The organism is Stutzerimonas stutzeri, assembly GCF_002909485.1.
Taxonomy (GTDB): Bacteria; Pseudomonadota; Gammaproteobacteria; order Pseudomonadales; family Pseudomonadaceae; genus Stutzerimonas; species Stutzerimonas stutzeri_AH.
Window position 1 is genome coordinate 114,783 of the sequence record NZ_PPXG01000001.1, and the last position, 20,851, is coordinate 135,633.

At 60.2% G+C, this 20,851-nt stretch carries 17 protein-coding genes and 2 tRNA genes; 12 read left to right on the forward strand and 7 right to left on the reverse strand.

Annotated features, from left to right (window positions below):
• Nucleotides 1-8 precede the first annotated feature (8 nt).
• Together purF and CXK91_RS00530 are read left to right on the forward strand one after the other, a co-directional pair.
• On the forward strand, nucleotides 9-1,514 hold the full coding sequence (gene purF / locus CXK91_RS00525) for an amidophosphoribosyltransferase (RefSeq protein ID WP_003285315.1): 1,506 nt from the start codon (nucleotides 9-11) through the stop codon (nucleotides 1,512-1,514).
• Nucleotides 1,515-1,562: 48 nt separating this feature from the next.
• A complete protein-coding gene (locus tag CXK91_RS00530) occupies nucleotides 1,563-2,774 on the forward strand; it encodes an O-succinylhomoserine sulfhydrylase (protein WP_103454480.1) in 1,212 nt (403 codons plus the stop codon).
• Nucleotides 2,775-2,833: 59 nt separating this feature from the next.
• Here CXK91_RS00530 and gspD read toward each other — a convergent pair whose 3' ends face one another.
• Nucleotides 2,834-4,768: a type II secretion system secretin GspD gene (gspD, locus tag CXK91_RS00535; RefSeq protein ID WP_103454481.1), complete on the reverse strand. Its 1,935-nt coding sequence runs from the start codon at nucleotides 4,766-4,768 to the stop codon at nucleotides 2,834-2,836.
• Between the two features lie 3 nt (nucleotides 4,769-4,771).
• On the reverse strand, nucleotides 4,772-5,416 hold the full coding sequence (locus CXK91_RS00540; protein WP_103454482.1) for a type II secretion system protein N: 645 nt from the start codon (nucleotides 5,414-5,416) through the stop codon (nucleotides 4,772-4,774).
• A 256-nt stretch (nucleotides 5,417-5,672) separates the two neighbouring features.
• Here CXK91_RS00540 and CXK91_RS00545 point away from each other — a divergent pair.
• Together CXK91_RS00545 and CXK91_RS00550 are read left to right on the forward strand one after the other, a co-directional pair.
• Nucleotides 5,673-5,748 (forward strand) — tRNA-Val (locus tag CXK91_RS00545).
• A 37-nt stretch (nucleotides 5,749-5,785) separates the two neighbouring features.
• Nucleotides 5,786-5,862: transfer RNA gene (locus CXK91_RS00550), tRNA-Asp, on the forward strand.
• Nucleotides 5,863-6,125: 263 nt separating this feature from the next.
• On the opposite strand, the gene CXK91_RS00555 is transcribed toward CXK91_RS00550, so the two are convergent.
• A complete protein-coding gene (locus CXK91_RS00555; protein WP_103454483.1) occupies nucleotides 6,126-8,363 on the reverse strand; it encodes a hybrid sensor histidine kinase/response regulator in 2,238 nt (745 codons plus the stop codon).
• A 277-nt stretch (nucleotides 8,364-8,640) separates the two neighbouring features.
• Here CXK91_RS00555 and CXK91_RS00560 point away from each other — a divergent pair, with 277 nt between their 5' ends.
• A complete protein-coding gene (locus CXK91_RS00560) occupies nucleotides 8,641-8,838 on the forward strand; it encodes a hypothetical protein (protein WP_256055776.1) in 198 nt (65 codons plus the stop codon).
• 34 nt (nucleotides 8,839-8,872) lie between these two features.
• Here the strand turns inward: CXK91_RS00560 and CXK91_RS00565 are convergent, their stop codons facing one another.
• Nucleotides 8,873-9,703 carry an isocitrate lyase/PEP mutase family protein gene (locus CXK91_RS00565; protein ID WP_103454484.1) on the reverse strand — a complete coding sequence of 277 codons (831 nt, stop codon included), beginning with the start codon at nucleotides 9,701-9,703 and terminating at the stop codon, nucleotides 8,873-8,875.
• A 353-nt stretch (nucleotides 9,704-10,056) separates the two neighbouring features.
• Here CXK91_RS00565 and CXK91_RS00570 point away from each other — a divergent pair, with 353 nt between their 5' ends.
• The gene (locus CXK91_RS00570) at nucleotides 10,057-11,103 is read left to right on the forward strand and encodes a threonine aldolase family protein (protein ID WP_103454485.1); all 1,047 of its coding nucleotides are present in this window, start codon (nucleotides 10,057-10,059) and stop codon (nucleotides 11,101-11,103) included.
• A 102-nt stretch (nucleotides 11,104-11,205) separates the two neighbouring features.
• Here CXK91_RS00570 and CXK91_RS00575 read toward each other — a convergent pair whose 3' ends face one another.
• Entirely contained in the window at nucleotides 11,206-12,114 is a 909-nt protein-coding gene (locus CXK91_RS00575; RefSeq protein ID WP_103454486.1) for a LysR family transcriptional regulator, read from the reverse strand.
• Between the two features lie 101 nt (nucleotides 12,115-12,215).
• Here CXK91_RS00575 and wrbA point away from each other — a divergent pair, with 101 nt between their 5' ends.
• From wrbA to CXK91_RS00590, 3 genes are all read left to right on the forward strand, one after another.
• A complete protein-coding gene (wrbA, locus tag CXK91_RS00580) occupies nucleotides 12,216-12,842 on the forward strand; it encodes an NAD(P)H:quinone oxidoreductase (protein ID WP_103454487.1) in 627 nt (208 codons plus the stop codon).
• On the forward strand, nucleotides 12,839-14,086 hold the full coding sequence (locus tag CXK91_RS00585) for an MFS transporter (RefSeq protein ID WP_103454488.1): 1,248 nt from the start codon (nucleotides 12,839-12,841) through the stop codon (nucleotides 14,084-14,086). Before wrbA ends, CXK91_RS00585 begins: the two co-directional genes overlap by 4 nt.
• Before the next feature lie 267 nt (nucleotides 14,087-14,353).
• Nucleotides 14,354-16,489: a putative bifunctional diguanylate cyclase/phosphodiesterase gene (locus CXK91_RS00590; RefSeq protein ID WP_103454980.1), complete on the forward strand. Its 2,136-nt coding sequence runs from the start codon at nucleotides 14,354-14,356 to the stop codon at nucleotides 16,487-16,489.
• A gap of 8 nt (nucleotides 16,490-16,497) precedes the next feature.
• On the opposite strand, the gene CXK91_RS00595 is transcribed toward CXK91_RS00590, so the two are convergent.
• Complete coding sequence (locus CXK91_RS00595) at nucleotides 16,498-16,827, reverse strand: protealysin inhibitor emfourin (RefSeq protein ID WP_103454489.1); 330 nt, start codon at nucleotides 16,825-16,827, stop codon at nucleotides 16,498-16,500.
• A 9-nt stretch (nucleotides 16,828-16,836) separates the two neighbouring features.
• Nucleotides 16,837-17,880, reverse strand: coding sequence for a M4 family metallopeptidase (locus CXK91_RS00600; RefSeq protein ID WP_103454490.1), 1,044 nt, complete (start codon nucleotides 17,878-17,880; stop codon nucleotides 16,837-16,839).
• A gap of 202 nt (nucleotides 17,881-18,082) precedes the next feature.
• On the opposite strand from CXK91_RS00600, the gene CXK91_RS00605 reads away from it, so the two are divergent.
• From CXK91_RS00605 to CXK91_RS00615, 3 genes are read left to right on the forward strand one after another with little or no spacing between them, the layout of a single operon-like run.
• Nucleotides 18,083-19,522, forward strand: a complete 1,440-nt coding sequence (locus CXK91_RS00605; protein ID WP_103454491.1) for a cytochrome ubiquinol oxidase subunit I — start codon at nucleotides 18,083-18,085, stop codon at nucleotides 19,520-19,522.
• A 3-nt stretch (nucleotides 19,523-19,525) separates the two neighbouring features.
• Nucleotides 19,526-20,533 carry a cytochrome d ubiquinol oxidase subunit II gene (cydB, locus tag CXK91_RS00610; protein ID WP_103454492.1) on the forward strand — a complete coding sequence of 336 codons (1,008 nt, stop codon included), beginning with the start codon at nucleotides 19,526-19,528 and terminating at the stop codon, nucleotides 20,531-20,533.
• Entirely contained in the window at nucleotides 20,533-20,697 is a 165-nt protein-coding gene (locus tag CXK91_RS00615) for a DUF2474 domain-containing protein (protein WP_103454493.1), read from the forward strand. The genes cydB and CXK91_RS00615 overlap by 1 nt, the downstream gene beginning before the upstream one ends.
• Nucleotides 20,698-20,851: the final 154 nt, after the last annotated feature.

Below are 20,851 nucleotides of genomic sequence, written 5' to 3' on the forward strand. Positions count from 1 at the left end.
TTCCTTGCATGTGTGGCATTGTCGGCATTGTCGGTAAGTCGAACGTCAATCAGGCGCTGTATGACGCGCTTACCGTGCTGCAACACCGTGGCCAGGATGCAGCCGGTATCGTGACCAGCCATGACGGACGCTTGTTTCTGCGCAAGGACAACGGACTGGTTAGGGACGTATTCCAACAACGACACATGCAGCGGCTGGTGGGCAACATGGGCATCGGCCATATCCGCTATCCCACCGCAGGCAGCTCCAGTTCCGCCGAAGCACAGCCGTTCTATGTCAACTCGCCCTACGGCATCACTCTCGCGCACAACGGCAACCTGACTAACGTCGATCAGCTGACAAAGGAAATCTACGAGTCGGATCTGCGTCATGTGAACACCAATTCCGACTCGGAAGTGCTGCTCAACGTGTTCGCTCATGAACTGGCGGTGCGTGGCAAGCTGCAGCCGACAGAGGAAGACGTCTTTGCTGCGGTGAGCAAAGTCCATGACCGGTGCCGTGGTGGCTATGCGGTGGTTGCGATGGTGACTGGCTATGGCATCGTCGGCTTCCGCGACCCCAATGCAATCCGTCCTATTGTGTTCGGTCAGCGTCATACCGACGAGGGCGTCGAGTACATGATCGCCTCGGAAAGTGTTTCGCTCGACGTGCTCGGCTTCACCCTGATTCGCGATCTGGCACCAGGCGAAGCGGTGTATATCACCGCTGACGGCAAGTTGTTCACTCGTCAGTGTGCGGAAGCACCGAAGCTTGCCCCTTGCATCTTCGAGTACGTCTACCTGGCGCGCTCCGACTCCCTCATGGACGGCGTCTCGGTGTACAAGGCGCGCTTGCGTATGGGCGAGAAACTGGCCGACAAGATTCTGCGCGAACGCGCCGAGCATGACATCGATGTGGTCATCCCGATTCCTGATACCAGCCGTACCGCTGCACTGGAGTTGGCCAACCGGCTGGGCGTGAAGTTCCGCGAGGGGTTCGTCAAGAACCGCTACATAGGTCGCACATTCATCATGCCCGGCCAGGCTGCGCGCAAAAAATCGGTTCGCCAGAAGCTCAATGCCATCGAGCTCGAGTTCCGCGGTAAGAACGTGATGCTGGTGGACGACTCCATCGTGCGCGGTACCACCTGCAAGCAGATCATCCAGATGGCCCGGGAAGCCGGGGCGAAGAATGTCTACTTCTGCTCGGCCGCGCCGGCGGTACGTTATCCGAACGTGTACGGCATCGACATGCCCAGTGCCCATGAGCTGATCGCGCATAACCGCACCACTGAAGAGGTTGCGGAGCTGATTGGCGCCGATTGGTTGATCTACCAGGATCTGGAAGATCTCATCGAGGCGGTTGGTGGCGGCAAGGTCAAGATCGACAACTTCGATTGTGCGGTTTTCGACGGCAACTACATCACAGGCGACATCGATGAAGCCTATCTGCACAAGATCGAGCAGGCGCGGAACGACCTGAGCAAGGTCAAGACCAACGCGGTCAGCGCGATCATCGATCTCTACAACAACTGATTCATGCCGGGGCGGCAGCCACGGCTGCCCCTGGTCGAGGTAAGGGCTATGACGACTGAATGGGAAGCCGGACGGCTGGACAGCGATCTGCAGGGCGTTGGGTTCGACACGCTCGCGGTGCGCGCGGGCCAGCGTCGGACTCCGGAGGGTGAGCACGGGGAGCCGCTGTTCTTCACTTCCAGTTACGTGTTTCGTAGCGCTGCCGATGCGGCTGCTCGCTTCGCAGGCGACGTGCCGGGTAATGTCTATTCGCGCTACACAAATCCAACCGTGCGCGCATTCGAAGAGCGCATTGCGGCTATGGAAGGCGCCGAACAAGCCGTAGCCACGGCGTCCGGCATGGCGGCCATCCTCGCTACTGTCATGAGCCTGTGCTCGGCCGGTGACCATGTGTTGGTGTCGCGTAGCGTGTTCGGTGCGACCGTTTCGCTGTTCGAGAAGTACTTCAAGCGCTTCGGGGTGCAGGTCGACTACGTCCCGCTCACCGACTTTTCCGCTTGGGAGTCGGCATTCAAGGAAAACACCAAGCTGGTTTTCGTCGAATCACCTTCCAACCCGCTGGCCGAGTTGGTCGATATCGCCGCGCTGGCGCAGCTCTGCAATGCCAAGGGGGCATTGCTGGCTGTCGATAACTGTTTTTGCACACCGGTATTGCAGCAGCCGTTGGCATTGGGCGCGGATATAGTGATCCACTCCGCGACCAAGTACATCGACGGTCAGGGCCGCTGCCTGGGCGGTGTCGTTGCCGGTCGTGGCGAACAGATGAAAGAGATTGTCGGATTCCTGCGTACTGCCGGGCCGACACTCAGTCCGTTCAACGCCTGGGTATTTCTCAAGGGTCTGGAAACGCTACGGCTACGCATGCAGGCGCATTGTGCCAGCGCACAAGAGCTTGCCGCGTGGCTCGAGCAGCAACCCGGTATCGAGCGCGTCTACTACGCTGGTTTATCCAGCCATCCACAGCATGAACTGGCCAAGCGTCAGCAGAAGGGCTTTGGTGCAGTGGTAAGTTTCGAGGTCACCGGTGGCAAGGAGGGCGCCTGGCGCTTTATCGACGCCACGCGGCTGATCTCGATCACCGCCAATCTCGGCGACAGCAAGACCACCATCACCCATCCAGGCTCTACCACCCACGGCCGGCTTTCCGCCGAGGATCGTGCGACTGCCGGTATCCGCGATAGCCTCATTCGCGTCGCGGTCGGGCTTGAAGATGTTGCTGATCTCAAGGCCGATCTCGCCCGAGGGCTGGCCGCTCTCTAAGCGCCACGTGCTCCGCCTCGCGCAAGCGGGGCTGGAGCACGAGGCCTATTGACTCGGTTTCACTGACGCAGATCGATGGCCGGAGCGGGTTCGCCCCGTCCGTCGAAGAGTTGCTCAGGATTTGCCGGCAGGATGCTTGGGCTGGCCGAATCGGTCTCTATTACCCGGATGTCGCTGTACTTCTTCCCGGAAAGGGCAGCCAGGCCGGCTCGGTCGCGGATCACCGTGGGCCGCAGGAACACCATCAGATTGCGCTTGACGTGTGTTTCCTGAGTCGAGCGAAACAGTGCACCGAGGAATGGAATGTCGCCCAGTAACGGCACCTTGGCGTTGGTGCGGGTAACGTCGTCCTGAATCAGGCCGCCTAGCACTATCACCTGGCCGTCTTCGGCAAGGATGGTGCTCTTGATGGCGCGTTTGTTGGTCACCAGATCGACGGCTTGCGCCGTCAGGCTGGCGCTTGGTGCAATCGAGGATATTTCCTGCTCGATCTGCAGGCGCAGCGTGGCGCCCTCGTTGATGTGTGGCGTCACCTTCAGTGTTACGCCGATGTCCTGGCGCTCAATGGTGGTGAATGGGTTGTTCGCCCCGGCTGCATCGGTAGTGTAGGAGCCTGTCTGGAATGGCACGTTCTGGCCGACAAGAATCTCAGCCTCCTGGTTATCCAGCGTCAGCAAGCTCGGCGTCGACAGCAAGTTGCTCTTGCTGTTGGCTGACAGTGCGGTAACCAGCGCGCCGAAACTGCGGGTGCCGATGCCGATGATCGCGCCATCGGGTAGGTTGTCGGGAATTTCGTTCTCGTTGATTGCATTGAGCACGCTGCCGACAGAAATGCCAGTGTTGCCGAAGCTAACACCACCGGCTCCGCCGGTACCGCCGCGCGCGTCCACCGCCCACTGTACGCCGAGCGCGTCGGTGATGTCGCCCGAAACCTCGACGATGGCGGCTTCGACCATCACCTGGGCTCGAGGTACATCGAGCTGCCTGACAATGCTTTCCATGGTGCCGATCAGCTCAGGATCGGCAAGTAAAACCAAGGCATTCAGGCTTTCATCGGCGCGGATCAGGATATTCTGCGGCCTTCTTGACGCGGTCTCACCGTCGTCGGGGCTCTTCAGCCCCTCGGAAATGTCCCCCAGCGTCTCGGCCAGCGACTTGGCGTCGTTGTGGCGTAGGCGGATGACGCGCGTGTTGGCCGAGCGCGTGGTTGGCGTGTCGAGGCTCTGTGCCAGCGAGGCAAGCTTGCCACGGGCTTCGCTGGGGCCGATGAATATCAGTCGATTGGTCCGTGAGTCGGCGATGATCTGCACGCCAGAGGTGGTTTTCGCATCGCCGCGCAACAATGAGTTGCGCAGCACTTCGGCAATATCGACAGCCCAGCCGTGCTGCAGATTGAGGACGCCGTAGTCGTTGCTTTCAGCCCGATCAAGTTGGCGGACCAAGTCCTGAATGCGTGCAATATTGGCACTGCGATCGCTGATGATCAGCGCATTTGCAGACGAAACAGCGGCAAGATGACCGAACTGCGGGACCAGCGGTCGAATCAACGGAATCAGCTCCGCAGCAGAAGTGTGCTGTACCTGAATAACGCGGGTTTCCAGTTGATCACCGCCGGAAGGCCCACCGCCTGCTTCTGCCTTGGCCTCGGCGTTGGGGACCACGCGTGCGACGTCGCCTTGTGTCAGTACGCTGAAACCATGCGTGGCCATCACGGAGAGAAACAGCTGGTACACCTCGCTGAGCGAGAGCGTGGCATTGGAAACGACGCTCACTTGCCCCTTTACTCGTGGGTCGACGATGAAGGTTTGTCCACTGAGCTGGCTTATCTGATCGATGAACGCACGGATGTCTGCGTCCTTAAGATTGATCGTCCAGCCGTCCTGTTGGGTATTACTTGGTTCGATACCGGGTTCGGCGGCAATAGAGGGTAGGGGGACGGCCAGCAGGCTGGTGGCGAGCAGGGCAAGTAACGGGCGCGAAAAAGGCTTCGGCATCGGTCAATCGTCTTCCATGGGCTGGTCATTGGCGGGCGGGGCATCGTTTTGGTTTACGGCGTCTTCCAGTTGCTGACGCAAGGCGTCCATCTGTTGCTGCATCAGCTGCGTCTCCTCCTCCGGTGGTTCGGCATAGGTGGCGTCATCCTGGTAGGACGCATCGTTCAGCTCGCCGGGAATGTAGCTTGGCGAGCGGACTTGAGGAAACCGCAGGATTTCGACGGCGCCGTCGCGCGATAGCTCTACGCGATCAGGGTAGACCCGATGCAGGCTTACACCACTTGCTAGCTCTTCACCCTGCCAGTAAAGCCGGGGCGGCTGCCCATCGATCTGCACGATTGCACTTGAGCGCTGCGGTTGGCGATGCACAAAACTGCCACGCAGAGTGAAGCCGCTGGCCGCCGCGGTAGTCGCGTAGGAATTAGAGGAGGCGGCTGAGCCGAACAATATCTCCAGCCGTTGCATGTCTGGACCGCCCAAGTTTCCCGCACCCTGTTCATAGACATCTGCGGGAGCAGGCGCACGGGATAGGCTTATCCATTGCTCAATCTGCGCCGCGAGGTAAACCCCGAACAGGCAAAGGAATACGGTGCTGATGATCAGTGGAGCGTAGCGGCGGTAGTTGCGCAATTTTCCCGGCAGTGGCAAGCGGAATACTCCGTGGCGCTTTTGTTATTCGGTTCCCTGTACGCGGGTTGCCTCTGTCAGGCGATACAGCACTTGTAGAACAGTTTCGACCAGGCCGCAGCAAATTTGCAGGCATCGTTGGCGGAACGATGGTGTCTGGACAAAGTTACAAAGTGACGTGGCAGCTGTAGTTGACCACAGTTCCGTAAAAAAAATTCAATGCTGTTGTTGACTTAGCGTAGGGGGGTGAGTAAATTGCGCGCCTCGCAAGGCGATCGGCTGATTAGCTCAGCTGGGAGAGCACCTGCATCACACGCAGGGGGTCGGCGGTTCGATCCCGTCATCAGCCACCAACCTTTGTGAGATTTCGGACGAAAGTCCGGCCGACGCGCAGCGGTAGTTCAGTCGGTTAGAATACCGGCCTGTCACGCCGGGGGTCGCGGGTTCGAGTCCCGTCCGCTGCGCCATATAACTCCTCCTTTTGAACTAGAGGATGGAACAAAAAAAGCTGCCAATGGCAGCTTTTTTTGTGCTCGCTAAAAATGCCTGCGGTAAATCAATTTGATGTCGATGTTCACGGTGCCGAAGCATGTGATGATAGATGGCCGTTCATTGTCGTTCCATGGTGCGGTCGCGCAGCGTAGCGCTGCTGGCGCTAAGCATCGACGCAACCTGTTGGCCGGAACCGTCGCAGCCCTGCCGCGGGGCCTTTAGAGCCCTCGCTTTGTGCCTAGTATCGAGGCACTGCAGGATGCAGGCGAGCGTCGGATTCGAGAGCGTCGAGCAATGCTTCGGCGAGTGTCTGGCTCGTAAAGGGTTTCGCCAGGACTCGAAAGCCGTGCTCGGCGGCGATACGCTCGGTATAGCCTGTCGCCAGTATCACGCGTAGCCCCGGATAGAAGCGTTGCGCTTCTTGGGCAAGCCCAACGCCATCCAACCTTCCAGGCATGACGATGTCCGAAAGTAGCACATCGATCGCTGGCTGGGCTTCGTCTGCCAATCTCGTCAAAGCCGTATCAGCGTCTGGTGCCTCATCGACCTGATAGCCAAGTTCCTCGAGCATCGACACCACCACCTCGCGCACGTCCGCATCGTCATCGACCAGCAACACTCGCGCGGTGCGTTTATTACGGGGCGGTGCTTCCTGTACTGGATTTGCCGCTTGGCCTTGGTGTTCGATGCGCGGTAGCAGGAGCGTGATGCGGCTACCTTTGCCGACTTCACTGTCCAGCGAAACCGCACCGTTGGATTGATGGGCGAAACCATAGACCTGAGCAAGGCCCAAGCCTGTACCTTCACCGATTGCCTTGGTGGTGAAAAATGGCTCGAACGCCCGCGCTTGGATTTCCTTGCTCATGCCGCAACCGGTATCGGCAACAGTTACACAGAGATAGGCTCCTGCCGGTAGATTCGGCGAGTTGCCGTGCTCTAGCACGACGCTGTGGAGGGTGATAGTCAAGGGGCCGCCTTCGGGCATTGCGTCGCGTGCGTTAATTGCCAGGTTGAGGATGGCAAGCTCGCACTGCACGGGGTCCAGTGCGGTCGGCCAGGCACCGTCAGGCAAAAGAAGCTCCAAGACGACGTTATTCGGCAGCGCGCCGGTGAGTAGCTCACGCATGCTGAGGATCAGCTCGCGCAAGTCGACCTGCTCGATATCTCCTGTACGGCTTCGGCTGAACGTCATCAGGTGCCGAGTAAGGCGGGTTGCGCGCTGTGCCGATCGCTGGCAGGTTTCGATGGCGCGCTTGGCTCTGGGGTTCGAGCTCAGCATTTCAGCCAGGTGCAATCCCACAGTCATGCTCTGCAGGAGGTTGTTGAACTCGTGCGAGATCCCCGCAGTGAGATTGCCCAGGGCTTCGAGCTTCTGGCCCTGTAGCAACGCACGATGGGACCGTTCGGCCTGGGCGACCGCCTCTTGAACCCGCTCTGACATTTCCTGGCTGGAACGGTGGATAGTCACGCTGGCCTTCGCCAGTACCTGTGCAGTCCGGTCGGTCTCGTCTATTCCGGTCTGAGGAGGCTCGAACACCTCTCCGCGTGCCAAGGCGCCTGCAGCCTGGTCCAGTTGTGTTAACGGGCGTGTAATTGTGCGGCCAAGCGCGACGGCTAGACCGATCGCGAGCGCGAGCACGAAAAGGATGCCAAGGCAGGCGGTGCCGATGGGCGACAAAACGCTGGCAAGCAGGTCTGCCCGGGGGATCGCGATCAGCGCCGTCCAGCCTGATCCCTCAGCGCGGCTGAAAAAGGTAACCACTGGTTGGTCGTCGCGTGTGACGGACGTGAGCTTGCCTTCGCGATCGGGGCTGGCGCGCAGCCCGGCGACGAAGTCAGCGCCGGCGGCTTCGCCGACATGGCGATCAGGGTCGCGGGTGCGTGCCACGATGGTATAGGTTTGGTCCAACACCGCACCGAGCCATTGTTCAGGCAGCTCCTGCGCCTCGAGTAGCGCTCCAATGCGAGCGAGCGGGAACCTCATTGTCAGGTAGTAGATGATACGACCGTCGCGCATCACCGGCCGATGAACGGCAACGCTATGGACGCGTGTCAGCGGATCGCGAAACAATGGGCTGACGGCAAGCAGCGGGTAGTGTTCGAACCCCGGCAGGCTTGGGGGCATTGGCAAGGGCGTTCCGTACGGATAGTCGGAGTCAGCAAGGGGAATGCCGTTCGGGTCAAATATCGTTACACCGGTACCTATCGGTTGAATTGTCTGTTGCAACCGCTCGTGAAAGGTCCGCAGGTCACCTTGTACCAGTGTTGGCGATGCAGCGAGCGTCGTGACGATGGCCCCATAGCGCTCAAGTTCGCGCTCGACCGCAAGGGCCACGCCACGAGCAGCCTCGTACATGCCCTGATCGATCTGGTACGACTGCGCCTTGTAAACCGAATAGGTTGCAAATAGTGCAAAGGCCAGTGCTGGTGTAATGACTGCTACGACAAGCCATATGAGACGAGCACGTATCGACACGAAGCGAAGTCCTGATCAGATCAAGCGTCGATGCGTGTAACGCACCACGTAGCCCATCGTCTTGCTGAGCTCCTTCAGAAGACAGCGCGCAACCGCGCTTGTTACGCGGTTGATACGAAGGAAGGGCACTGGGGGGAGCTGCTTAGGCGAGGCAGTGCAACTGTCGTGATCCGAAGCCTGTCGAAACAATCCGGTGCAGAGTGAACGCCGTACAAGGTGCTCTGCTCGGCGCCAACCCAGCAAAGTGTCGGCCCGTCTGGGGCTCCCCGTTCTGGTTATGTTCCTGATCACAGGGATGCTGGCGGGGGAGAGTGGTATTTGCGGCGTTGCCTTTGACAATGCACTAGCCGCTCCCTCGCTGGGCACACTGGCCCTCGCGCTTGTCCTGTTTGACGGTGGCCTGCAATCACCGATGGAAGCGGCTAACGACCAAGGCATCGAGGCCTCCTATCTCAAGCGCTCCATTATCCGGTAGCGGAATGATGTGGCACGGTTTGTACTGCTATGGGCTACCCGCGTTGCCGAAATAGCGCGTCGAGCTCCGCTCCGGAGGCAGCGTTGGCGAAACCATCGAACCGTCCATGCTCGGCGATGGACCGCGCCGCGTGTAGAAAACCGGTCCATGCCGCTCTTGCCAAGGCCCCGCCGACGCTGACGCGCCTGACGCCGAGGGCAGCGAGGTCCTGAACGGTCAGGTCGCTGTTCCAGCCAATCAGTACATTGACCGGCTTTGGCGAGACCGCCGCCACGACGGCGCTGATCTGCTCGCGAGTTCTCAGGCCTGGTGCGTACAGGCAGTCAGCGCCTGCGTCGGCATAGGCTTTCAGGCGTGCAATGGTGTCGTCGAGATCAGGGCGATCCACGAAGAAGTTCTCGGCGCGCCCGATAAGCAATGTTTCGCCTCCGGTAGCGTCGATCGCCTCCCGCGCCGCACACATTCGCTCAGTTGCCTCAGCAAGCTCGCGCAATGGCTCGCGCGGGTCGCCTGTGGAGTCCTCGATGGAAATACCCGCGACACCGGTTCCGACCGCCATCCGCACGCTTTCGGCCACGCCTTCGGGCGTATTGGCGTAGCCACTCTCGAAATCGGCGTTCACGGGCAGATGGGTGGCTTGGACCATGTAGCGCATATGGGCGAGAACCTCGTCGCGCTGCATCTGTCCATCGGCACGGGCACACGACCAAGCATAGCCAGAGCTGGTCGTCGCCAGCGCCTTGAAACCGAGACCTGCGAGGACACTCGTGCTGCCGGCATCCCAAGGGTTGGGCAGGACGAAGCAGCCCGACTGATGCAGCGCACGAAAAGCGGCACGTTTTTGCGACACACTGGGATGGACCATGAACCCTCCTGATTGGTGATATGGGTGGGCACGACGCTCTTCGATTCGCCGCAGCGCGTCGTCAAAGACTAGATGGAATACGGCGTGCCGTGGTTGTTGGTGCATGCGCTGCAGGGTGCCACAGCGCTATTCGCTATCCTTGTAGAACGGTCGAGCTCATCGCGCCTTCGTGGTGATCCGCGCCGGGCACTTATCCGTGCTACGACGGTGCGTAGAGGCTTGTGATGACAGGCGGCGATATCATCAACCCGCACTTGTCCGTCCGACACGTCCGTTTGCACTCGCATGTCGTGGCTTCTACAACGTAACGTGCAGCTACCACCTGGCCGGCAATGCCATACGACGAGGATTTGATGACGACCGACAAACAGCAATTTGCCAGCGACAACTATTCCGGCATCTGCCCTGAAGCCTGGGACGCCATGGCGAGAGCGAACCAGGGCCACGACAGGGCATACGGCGACGACCAATGGACCGCCTGCGCGGCTGACCACTTCCGCGCATTGTTCGAGACCGACTGCGAGGTGTTCTTCGCCTTCAACGGTACGGCGGCCAATTCGCTGGCGTTGTCGTCCCTTTGCCAGAGCTACCACAGTGTGATCTGTGCCGACATCGCCCACGTCGAGACGGACGAATGCGGCGCGCCGGAATTCTTCTCCAATGGCTCCAAGCTGCTGCTCGGGAGGACCGAGGGCGGCAAGCTAACGCCCGCCGCCATTCGCGAGATCGCCCTGAAGCGCAAGGACATCCATTACCCCAAGCCGCGGGTGGTTAGCCTGACCCAGGCCACAGAAGTCGGTACCGTCTACCAGCCCGACGAGCTGCGTGCCATCAGCGACATCTGTAAGGACCTCGGGTTGCACCTGCACATGGACGGCGCGCGCTTCGCCAATGCCTGCGCTTACCTGGGCATGTCGCCCGCCGAGCTGAGCTGGAAGGCCGGCGTCGATGTGCTCTGTTTCGGTGGCACGAAGAACGGCATGGCGGTGGGCGAGGCCATCCTGTTCTTCAATCGCGAACTGGCCACGGATTTCGAGTACCGCTGCAAGCAGGCTGGCCAGCTTGCCTCCAAGATGCGTTTTCTTTCGGCGCCGTGGGTCGGGCTTCTGGAAAACGGCGCGTGGCTGAGATACGCCGAACACGCCAACCGTTGTGCCCAGCTGCTGGCCGAGTTGATTCAGCCGTTGCCTGGTGTCGAGTTGATGTTTCCGGTGCAGGCCAATGGCGTCTTCGTCAGCCTGCCGCCATCGGCACTGGAGGCGCTCAGGAACCGCGGCTGGATGTTCTACACCTTCATCGGTGTCGGCGGTGCGCGCTTCATGTGCTCGTGGGACACCAGCGAAGCGCGGGTACGTCAGCTGGCCGATGACATACGTGCGGCCGTAACCGACGCCCTGTAGCCGCGGACGATGTAACCGTTCGCGAAGTGGCTCGGAAATACACGGCTAGCGGCTATTGAGCCCTGCTCGTTTGAATAAGGCTGGAGCAGCGCTGCAGCGAGGCTAGATTCTGGTTTGCTCGAGCAGTGCACGGCGGAACGCCTGTGCCACAGGCCCGAGCGGCTCATCCAGGCGGTGCGCCAGATAAGCTTCTGATTGCACTTCGCTGCGTCTGCCGAGGTCGGGAATGGCAACGCGCACAAGTCGGCCAGCATCCAGGTCATCCTGAATCTGCCACGCCGGCAACCTACCCCAACCGAGCCCGGCGCGAATCAGCGCGGCCTTTGCCTCCTGGGTGTTTACTCGACAGGTGAATGGGGAGAGAACGCCGAACGAGCGGCCTTCCGAGAGTGGGGTAGGGTCAGTCAATACCACCTGCAGAAACCCCGCGAGTTCCGGCAAGCCGAACGGCGCATGGTTGCCGAGTTCTGCCAGCGGATGATCGCTACGCACGACAGCGATCTGCCGAATCGAGCTGATCGCCTCCAGTGCGAGTCGAGGATTTCGAAAATCTTCTCCAACGACGATTGCGAGCGTGCAGCGCTTTTCATCCAGCGCTGCAATCGGGCCACCCAGGGCCTGTGACTCCAGACGAAAGCTGGTGGAAGGAAAGTCGACGCTCGCCTGGGTAATGGCCTGCGCCACCGCTTCGATCGGAAACAGCGTATCCACCACCAGGGTCAGTTCCAGCTCGACACCCGCGCCCAGTGCGCGAGCCCGAGCACGCATGGCATCAGCGCGCAGCAGGATGTCGCGTGCATGGGCCAGCAACGCCTGGCCCTCTGGTGTCAGTACGGGACGATAGCCGCTGCGATCAAACAGCTGCAGGCCCAGTTCCGTCTCCAGATTCGCAATTGCATGACTGATGGCCGACTGCACGCGCAAAAGCCGTGCGGCGCCGGATCTAAAGCTTCCGCTGTCGGCCACCGTCACGAATGTACGAATCTGATCCAGCGTCATGCCATCGAGCATGATCTGCCCCGTAGATCGAGTTGATCGAAATTTAATCACTCCGCGAGAGCGTTTTTAGCCATTAGCCTGGCTCCAGTCAATGCCATCGGAGGACTGCAGCAATGACGAACGTACTGGTGCTCTATTACTCATCCTATGGGCATGTCGAAGCACTTGCCCATGCCGTCGCCGAAGGCGCTCGCGAGGCCGGCGCGCTTGCAGACGTCAAGCGGGTGCCCGAACTCGTTCCGGAGCAGGTCGCCCGCAAAGCGGGATACAAGATGCTCCAGTCCGCCGCAGCGGCAACTGTGGCGGAATTGCCGAGTTACGACGCGATCGTGATCGGCACGCCGACGCGTTTCGGCAACATGGCAGCGCAGATGAAAAACTTTTTCGACCAGTGCGGTGGCCTGTGGGCCGAGGACAGGCTGGTTGGAAAGGTGGGAAGCGTCTTTACCTCGACGGGAAGCCAGCATGGGGGCCAGGAAAGCACCATTCTGGCGACCCACACCGTACTGCTTCATCTTGGGATGGTCGTGGTTGGGCTGCCGTATAGCTTCAAGGGCCAGCTCCGGATGGATGCTATTAGCGGCGGCACGCCCTATGGCGCTTCGACTCTGGCCGATGACGGCAGCGGCGGTGACCGTCGGCCAAGCGAGAACGAGCTGCAGGGTGCGCGTTTCCAGGGGCGACACGTCGCACGTGTTGCTGCAGCACTCGCTGCCAATCCCCTCGGAGCGCCGAGATGAGCGCAGAGATCCGTCAGTCGCGTATGGGGCTGATCGTCTGGATCATTCTGACCTGCGGAATCGTTGCAGCTCTGCATCTGGGCAAGGCCGCCATCGCCATACCGCTGCTACAGGCGGACCTGGGCTTAGATCTTGCTCAAGCCGGCTGGCTGACCGGCATATTTGCGGTGATCGGTCTGCTTGGCGGCGCGCCAGCCGGTGCGCTGGCAGCAGCGGCAGGCGATCGCAGGGCCTTACTGCTGGGGCTCGGAACCACCGCAGTTGCCGGAGCCGCAGGTGCAATCGCGCCATCATTCGCCGCTTTGCTCACTTCTCGATTGTTGGAGGGGCTAGGATTTCTGCTGATCATCGTCGCCGGTCCGGCGATTCTGGAGCGGCTAACGACTGGCCCGGAGCGGGACAAGGCATTCTCGCTATGGAGTTGCTTCATGCCATGCGGGGTAGCGTTGGCCATGGTCGGAGGGCCGCTGTTCCAGAGCTGGCAATGGTTCTGGTGGTCGAGTTCAGGACTCGCCGTAATCGCTGCAGTGGCCGTAACCTGTTGCATACCCCATGGCGTTTCGTCCGGGCTGCAGCGGCAGTTACTGGGAAATATTCGGCGCGTGCTTTATTCCCGGTCCACCGTTTTGCTGGCAGTTGTTTTCGCACTGTACAGCTTGATGTTCTTTGCTCTGTTCAGCTTCCTGCCTGTTCTGTTGATGGAACGTATGGATATCTCATATCGGGGCGCGGGACTTTTGAGCGCGCTGGCAAGTGCGGTTAATGCCAGTGGCAACCTTGCTGCAGGCTATCTGCTCGTGCGCGGTGCCGGGCGTGGTGCGCTGATCCTGTTCGCCAGCGGCGTCATGGGTGCAGCCGGGCTTGGCATATTCCTGGGATTGTTCGAGCCGCTGACAACCTTCCTGCTGTGCCTGTTCTTTTCTGCCGTAGGCGGACTGATCCCGGCCACGTTGCTGGCATCCGCATCACTGGCAGCGCGAGAGACACCCCTCGTTCCAATTGCCGTCGGCCTGATGATGCAGGGCAGCAATCTGGGGCAATTGCTGGGCCCGGTCCTTGTCGGCGGCGTTACTGCAGCCTTCGGCTGGAGCGCTGCAGGTCCCGTTGTGCTGGTCGCGGCTATGGCAGCTGGTGTGACCGCGCTTTTTCTGCCTGCTGCATTTCAGCGCAGCGAACCCACGGTTAGGACGGCCATGAGCCTTCCAGAAGCAGCGATGCACGGCCCTGACCCAAAAGAGCGCTGACACCTCGTATATCTTCGTGCGGAAGCTGTCGGATTTTCATGGCTGGCGCGCCCCAAACTGGGGCCTGGCATTATCTGCGTGCGTCTTGCTGGTGCGTTATGCGGCGACAGGCGCAGTTGTCACCCGTATGGATGGCAACGTGCCATCGATGGAGCGTTTCTTGCTGTGTTCCGGCTTTCTGCCTCTCCTGCTGACTCCTGGCCCCAGACATCGGGCTGCCGCGGCTATTCGGTCGAATCGCAGGACCATCACATCAAGCCCGAACCAATGACCCACGAAATCCCCACCAGAACCAATCGTCGGAGCAGTTTGCTGACTTCCGAGGTGCTGGACCGTCCTCGCGTCCTGGACACGCTGGTCAACAATCTTGAAGGTATGGCTTACCGCTGCCGCAATGATGCGTCATGGACGATGATCTTCGTCAGCCAGGGGTCGCTGGGTTTGTGTGGCTACACCGCTGCAGATTTGGTCGACGATACCCATGTCTCCTGGGAACGTATTACCTATCCGGATGACCGGCTGCGGGTACGGCGTAGCATCGAGACGGCCATTGCCGAGCTGGGCAGATTTGCCGTGCACTATCGGATTCGCACTGCGTCGGGCTTCCTCAAGTGGGTCATCGAACGAGGTGTCGCGGTGGCCGATGAGCAGGGCGAAATCGTGGTGGAGGGTTTCATTGAGGACATCACGGCGCAAAAGGCTGTACTCGACGCATTGGAGCAAGCCGAACTGCGTTACCGCAGCATTTTCGAGAATGCTTCAGAGGGAATTTTCCAGTCGACTCGTGATGGCCGTTATTTGGCCGCCAATCCTGCGCTTGCGCGAATCTATGGTTATGACAGTGCGTCCGAACTGGTGGCCGACCTGGCTGATATAGAGCGCCGTTTGTACGTTGAGGCTGGCCGCCGTGAGGCGTTCTGCCAGCAGATGGAGCTTCAGGGCGAGGTGCTTAACTTTGAATCCGAGGTGTATCGCCGCGACGGCACACGCATCTGGATTTCGGAGAACGCGCATGTGGTACGCGGATCCAGTGGTGAGTTCATCTGCTACGAAGGTACCGTGCAGGACATCTCCGAGCGTAAACACTATCAACAGCAGCTCGAGCGGCAGGCCAACCACGATCTGCTGACCGGCCTGCCCAATCGCATTCTGCTCAATGACCGTATCGAACAGGGGCTGGCGCGCGCGGCGCGTCTTGGCTATTACCTGACCTTGGTGTTCATCGATCTGGATAATTTCAAATTCATCAATGATGGTCTTGGGCATGTGGTGGGCGACGAGCTGCTCAAGACCATCGCCGCTCGGCTTGCCGGCAGCCTGCGCAGTTCCGACACCGTCGCTCGGGTAGGCGGCGACGAGTTCGTGCTGGTGCTCAGTGATCACTACCGCATCAGCACGGTGATCTCGTTATTGGAGCGCGTGCTCAACGAGATTAGCCGACCGGTCACGCTTGCTGGACGTGAGTTTCAGGTTGGGGCGAGCCTTGGTGTGGCGATGTTCCCTGACGACGGAGACGACGCGCAGACCCTCCTGAAACACGCAGATATCGCGATGTACGCCGCCAAGAAGCGGGGGCGCAACAACTTTCAGTTTTTTACTCAGGATCTCAACCGGATTGCCGACGAGCGTTTGAATCTTGAAGCGGCTATGCGCATAGCATTGGAGCGAAATGAGTTTGCGGTGCATTACCAGCCAAAGGTCGACGCGTCGCGACGTATCGTAGGGTTCGAAGCGCTGGCGCGCTGGACGCATGCCGAGCTGGGGGTGATCGGGCCCGATCGCTTCATTCCGGTAGCGGAAGAGAGCGGCCTGATCATGCCGCTGACGCTGGCCATCTTGCGACAGGCCGTCACTGATGCACGACAGTGGAATGAGGGACGCGATAGGCCGCTGCTGGTAGCCGTGAATCTGTCGCCCCTATTGTTTCTTGGCGGCGACGTGGTCGAGCGCGTCGTCGCGGTACTGGATGAAGTAGGGATGCCGCCGACGCAGGTCGAGCTGGAAATCACCGAAACGGTCTTTCTCGGCGACGACACGCGGGCGGTCTCGATTCTCGCCGAGTTCAAGTCGCGCGGCTTCCGACTGGCGATGGACGATTTCGGTACCGGTTACTCGGCGCTCAGTTATTTGCGGCGGTTTCCGCTGGACATCATCAAGATCGATCGATCATTGGTCACCGGGCTTGAGCAGGAAGAGGAGGTGGCAATGATTGCCCGTGCAGCGATTTCGTTAGGCAAGAGCCTGCACAAGACGGTGGTGGCCGAAGGCGTGGAAAACCTGGCCCAATTCGAATTTCTCCGCCGTAATGGCTGCGACGAATTTCAGGGTTATTTACTGTCGCGGCCTCTGCCTGCGGTGCAGGTCGCGGCATTGCTGGCCGCGGGAGGAGTTGTCACCTTGTAGCCCCGGCGTCAGCTCTCGGTAGCGACGGCGCCATCCTTCCAGAGCTGCACCAGTTCCTGCGGCGCGCGCTCCTCGGCTACTTGCAGGATCATCTCGGCGTCGGTGTCCTCGCGCCGATAGTGCAACTCGACCCTGAAGAAGCGCCGGTCGCCACCACCTACATTCTTGCTGGCGACCGGCAGGCAACGCTCGACTACCGAACAAAGCTCACGCCGCTGCGCGTCGTCGCAGTCGATGAATTCTATCTGTCTGGTTCGCGCCATCCCTGGGGCTGGGGCAAATCCGCCTTGGCGTGAGACGCGCAATGATGTCTCTGGCCCTAGTACTGGCATTTTCATCTTGCCTCCTTAGCGTGGTGATACACCAACCTGCATCCAGGCGTGACGCACTGCTTCGACCGGACCTGATTGATGGCCGAACAAGCGCGCCGCCTGCTCCAGCGTTGTCTCGGCGAAGGTGATGAAATCTGCATCGTTCGGTAGTTGGGGATCACAGATGGTGTTGTACCAGATGCGTCCGGCCTGCTCCCATGCGTAACCGCCGAGTGCTGCAGCGACTAGGTAGAACGCTCGGTTGGGGATACCGGAGTTCAGATGCACGCCGCCATTGTCATCCCAGGTTTCGATGAAGTCGCGCATATGTGCCGGTTGCGGATCGCGGCCAAGCAGGGGATCGTCATAGGCGCTCCCCGGGTTGGCCATGGAGCGCAGCGCAACGCCCTGGACCTTCTCGGTGAGTAACTCGGCGCCGATCAGCCAGTCTGCTTCTGCGGCGCTCTGGCGTAGGGCGTGCTGCTTGGCCAGTACGCCGAAAACGTCCGACACGGATTCGTTCAACGCGCCCGACTGATTGAAATAGATTAGCGCTGCTTCGCTTTCGATCAATCCATGCGCGAGCTCGTGTGCGACCACATCCAATGATCGCGTGAAGCGCTGGAACAGCTCGCCATCGCCATCGCCAAACACCATCTGCTCGCCATTCCAGAAGGCGTTTTCGTAGCCTTCGCCATAGTGCACGGTGCCGATCAGCGGCATGCCCAGGTCGTCAATCGAGTCTCGTTGGAAAACCTGCCAGAAGAACTCATAGGTCGCGCCGAGCGCATCGTAGGCCTCATCCACCGCCGGGTCGCCCGTGGCAGGTTGGCCCTCACGGCGGCGCGGGGTGCCGGGCAGCTGCATGCGTTGTTCGGCATCATGAATGAGCCGCTGCGGATGACCAGGTGTGCGTTGCTCGCCAAGTGCGGCAATCACCGTGGGGTGGGGTGGGCCGGGGTTGGGCAGCAGGCTGTGCAGATGATCCAGCGTGCCCAGGGCGCGATCTCGCTGGTAGGGCGAGCCGCGGTCGATGATACGGTCGAGTATGTATGGCGGGATGAAGGCATGCATGGGCACCGGCGGTACTCCTGACTTGACGCGGCATCGACCAGCATAGCTCCGAGTCGAACTGCCAGGACGACCGCCCATCAAAGGACTGCTGCGACGATCTGGCGCGGCCCTGCGGCGCACCCTTGGCGCGATCTGCTGTCACTTGTGCTGCACCCCGCATCTGCTGTCATTGCGCCGAGCGGGTGGTCATCTCACGAGGAGTTCACCAATGTTCGGATTGGAAGCACTTGAGCTTGCGCGAATCCAGTTCGCTTTCACGATCACGTTCCACATCATCTTTCCTGCGATCACCATCGGGCTTGCAAGCTTTCTTGCGGTACTCGAAGGGCTATGGCTGAAGACCCGTGATGAGGTCTATCGGGATCTCTACCATTTCTGGCTGAAGATATTCGCGGTCAATTTCGGCATGGGGGTGGTGTCTGGAATTGTCATGGCCTATCAGTTCGGTACCAACTGGAGCGCTTTCTCCGAGTTTGCCGGGAGTGTGACGGGGCCGCTGCTTGCGTACGAAGTACTGACTGCCTTCTTCCTGGAGGCGGGATTCCTTGGCGTGATGCTGTTTGGCTGGAACCGTGTCGGTGAGCGGCTGCATTTCTTTTCCACGCTCATGGTTGCGGTCGGCACCCTGATCTCAACCTTCTGGATTCTCGCGTCCAACAGCTGGATGCATACGCCGCAGGGCCACGAGATCATCGATGGCATCGTAGTGCCGGTGGACTGGTTCGCGATCATTTTCAACCCGTCCTTCCCTTATCGCTTGGCACATATGGCGGTAGCGGCGTTCCTTGCCACGGCCTTCTTCGTCGGCGCTTCGGCAGCCTGGCATCTGCTACGTGGGAAGGACACTCCGGCGATTCGAAAAATGCTTTCGATGGCCATGTGGATGGCCCTGCTGGTGGCGCCGGTGCAAGCGGTTATCGGTGATTTCCACGGGTTGAACACACTGGAATACCAGCCTGCGAAGATCGCGGCGATGGAGGGGCACTGGGACAATTCCGAGGGTGGTCCGACCCCGTTGCTGCTATTCGGCTGGCCGGACATGGAAGCGGAGGTAACCCGCTACAAGGTCGAGATTCCCTACCTTGGCAGCCTGATCCTCAAGCACAGTCTGACCGAGCCGATTCCGGCGCTGAAGGATTTCCCCCCTGAAGACCGGCCGAACTCCACCATTGTGTTCTGGACGTTCCGCATCATGGTCGCACTAGGCCTGCTGATGATCCTGACTGGTATCTGGAGTCTGATGCTGCGTCGAGGCGAGCGGCTATACAGCTCGCGGCCCTTCCTGCGATTGGTTTTGTGGATGGGACCGTCCGGCCTGATCGCTATCCTCGCCGGCTGGTACACCACCGAGATTGGCCGTCAGCCATGGGTGATCTATGGGTTGATGCGTACAGCCGATGCGGTATCCAGTCACGGTGCCGGCCAGCTCGGGCTGACCCTGGCTATGTTCGTCGTTGTTTACTTCGCCGTGTTCGGGGTAGGCATGGTGTATGTCCTGCGGCTGGTGAAAAAAGGCCCGGTAATCAGCGAGGGGCGCGAGAAGGGCACGGGTGGTCCCGGCGAGTCGCGGACGCCGATGCGGCCAATATCCGCCGCGGACGAGGGCCTTCCAGAAGGGCAAAGCGATCAACTGGGCGAGAGGAACTGAGCCATGGGCATCGATCTTTCACTGATCTGGGCGGTGATCATCATCTTCGGCATCATGATGTACGTGGTGATGGATGGCTTCGATCTCGGCGTTGGCATTCTTTTTCCGTTCGTTAAGGACAGCTCCGAGCGCGACGTCATGATGAATACCGTGGCGCCGGTCTGGGATGGTAACGAAACCTGGCTGGTGCTCGGTGGGGCGGGGCTGTTCGCAGCCTTTCCGCTGGCCTACTCGGTGGTGCTGTCGGCACTCTACCTACCGATCATCTTCATGCTGATGGGGCTGATCTTCCGTGGCGTAGCATTCGAGTTTCGCTTCAAGGTCGCCCGTGAACGACAACACGTGTGGGACAGGGCGTTCATTGGCGGATCGCTGGTGGCGACATTCTTCCAGGGCGTGGTGCTCGGTGCATTCATCAGCGGGTTACCGGTAGAGGGCCGAGCCTACGCCGGCGGAGCACTGGACTGGCTGACCCCCTTCTCATTGTTCTGTGGCCTGGCGCTGATTTTTGCCTACGCGCTGCTTGGTTGCACATGGCTGATGATGCGTACTGGAGGTGATCTGCAGCGCCGCATGCACGATATCGGCATTCCCTTGGTGTGGGCTGTATTGGTGGTGACCGGGATCGTCAGTGTGTGGACGCCTTTGACTCACCCGGACATCGCCGAGCGCTGGTTCAGCATGCCTAACCTGCTGTATTTCATGCCGGTTCCGGTGCTGGTGTTGCTCTGCACCTTCGGCCTGTTGCGATCTATCCAACGCTATGCCAATTACACGCCGTTCCTGCTGACGCTAGCGCTGATCTTCCTCGGCTACAGCGGGCTGGGTATAAGTCTGTGGCCGAATATCATTCCTCCGTCGGTGACAATCTGGGACGCGGCTGCACCACCGCAAAGTCAAGGTTTCACGCTGGTCGGGGCGCTGCTGATTCTTCCATTGATTCTGATGTACACGGCGTGGAGTTATTACGTATTTCGGGGCAAGGTCAGCGCCGAGGACGGGTATCACTGATGGCGCAGCAGGAGAAAAAAACAGCCTCGGGAGGCGAGCCAAAACCGCTCTGGCAGCGCATGACATGGCTTGTGCTGATCTGGAGCGGCAGCGTGCTGGCGTTGGGCGTCGTGGCCTGGCTGCTGCGTCTGGCCATGAATGCCGCGGGGTTGTCCTCACCTTGACGCGTGCCCCGGCATGGGGCGCGTCCTTCACCTACAGCGCCTTTTTGTGGCTGCGGCGCAGGTGAGCCACGTCACGATTCCTTAATTTGCAGGTTGTAGCCTTGCTGGCATGAACCTTGATGAATGGACAGGCGTAGCGCCTTGACCAAAAACA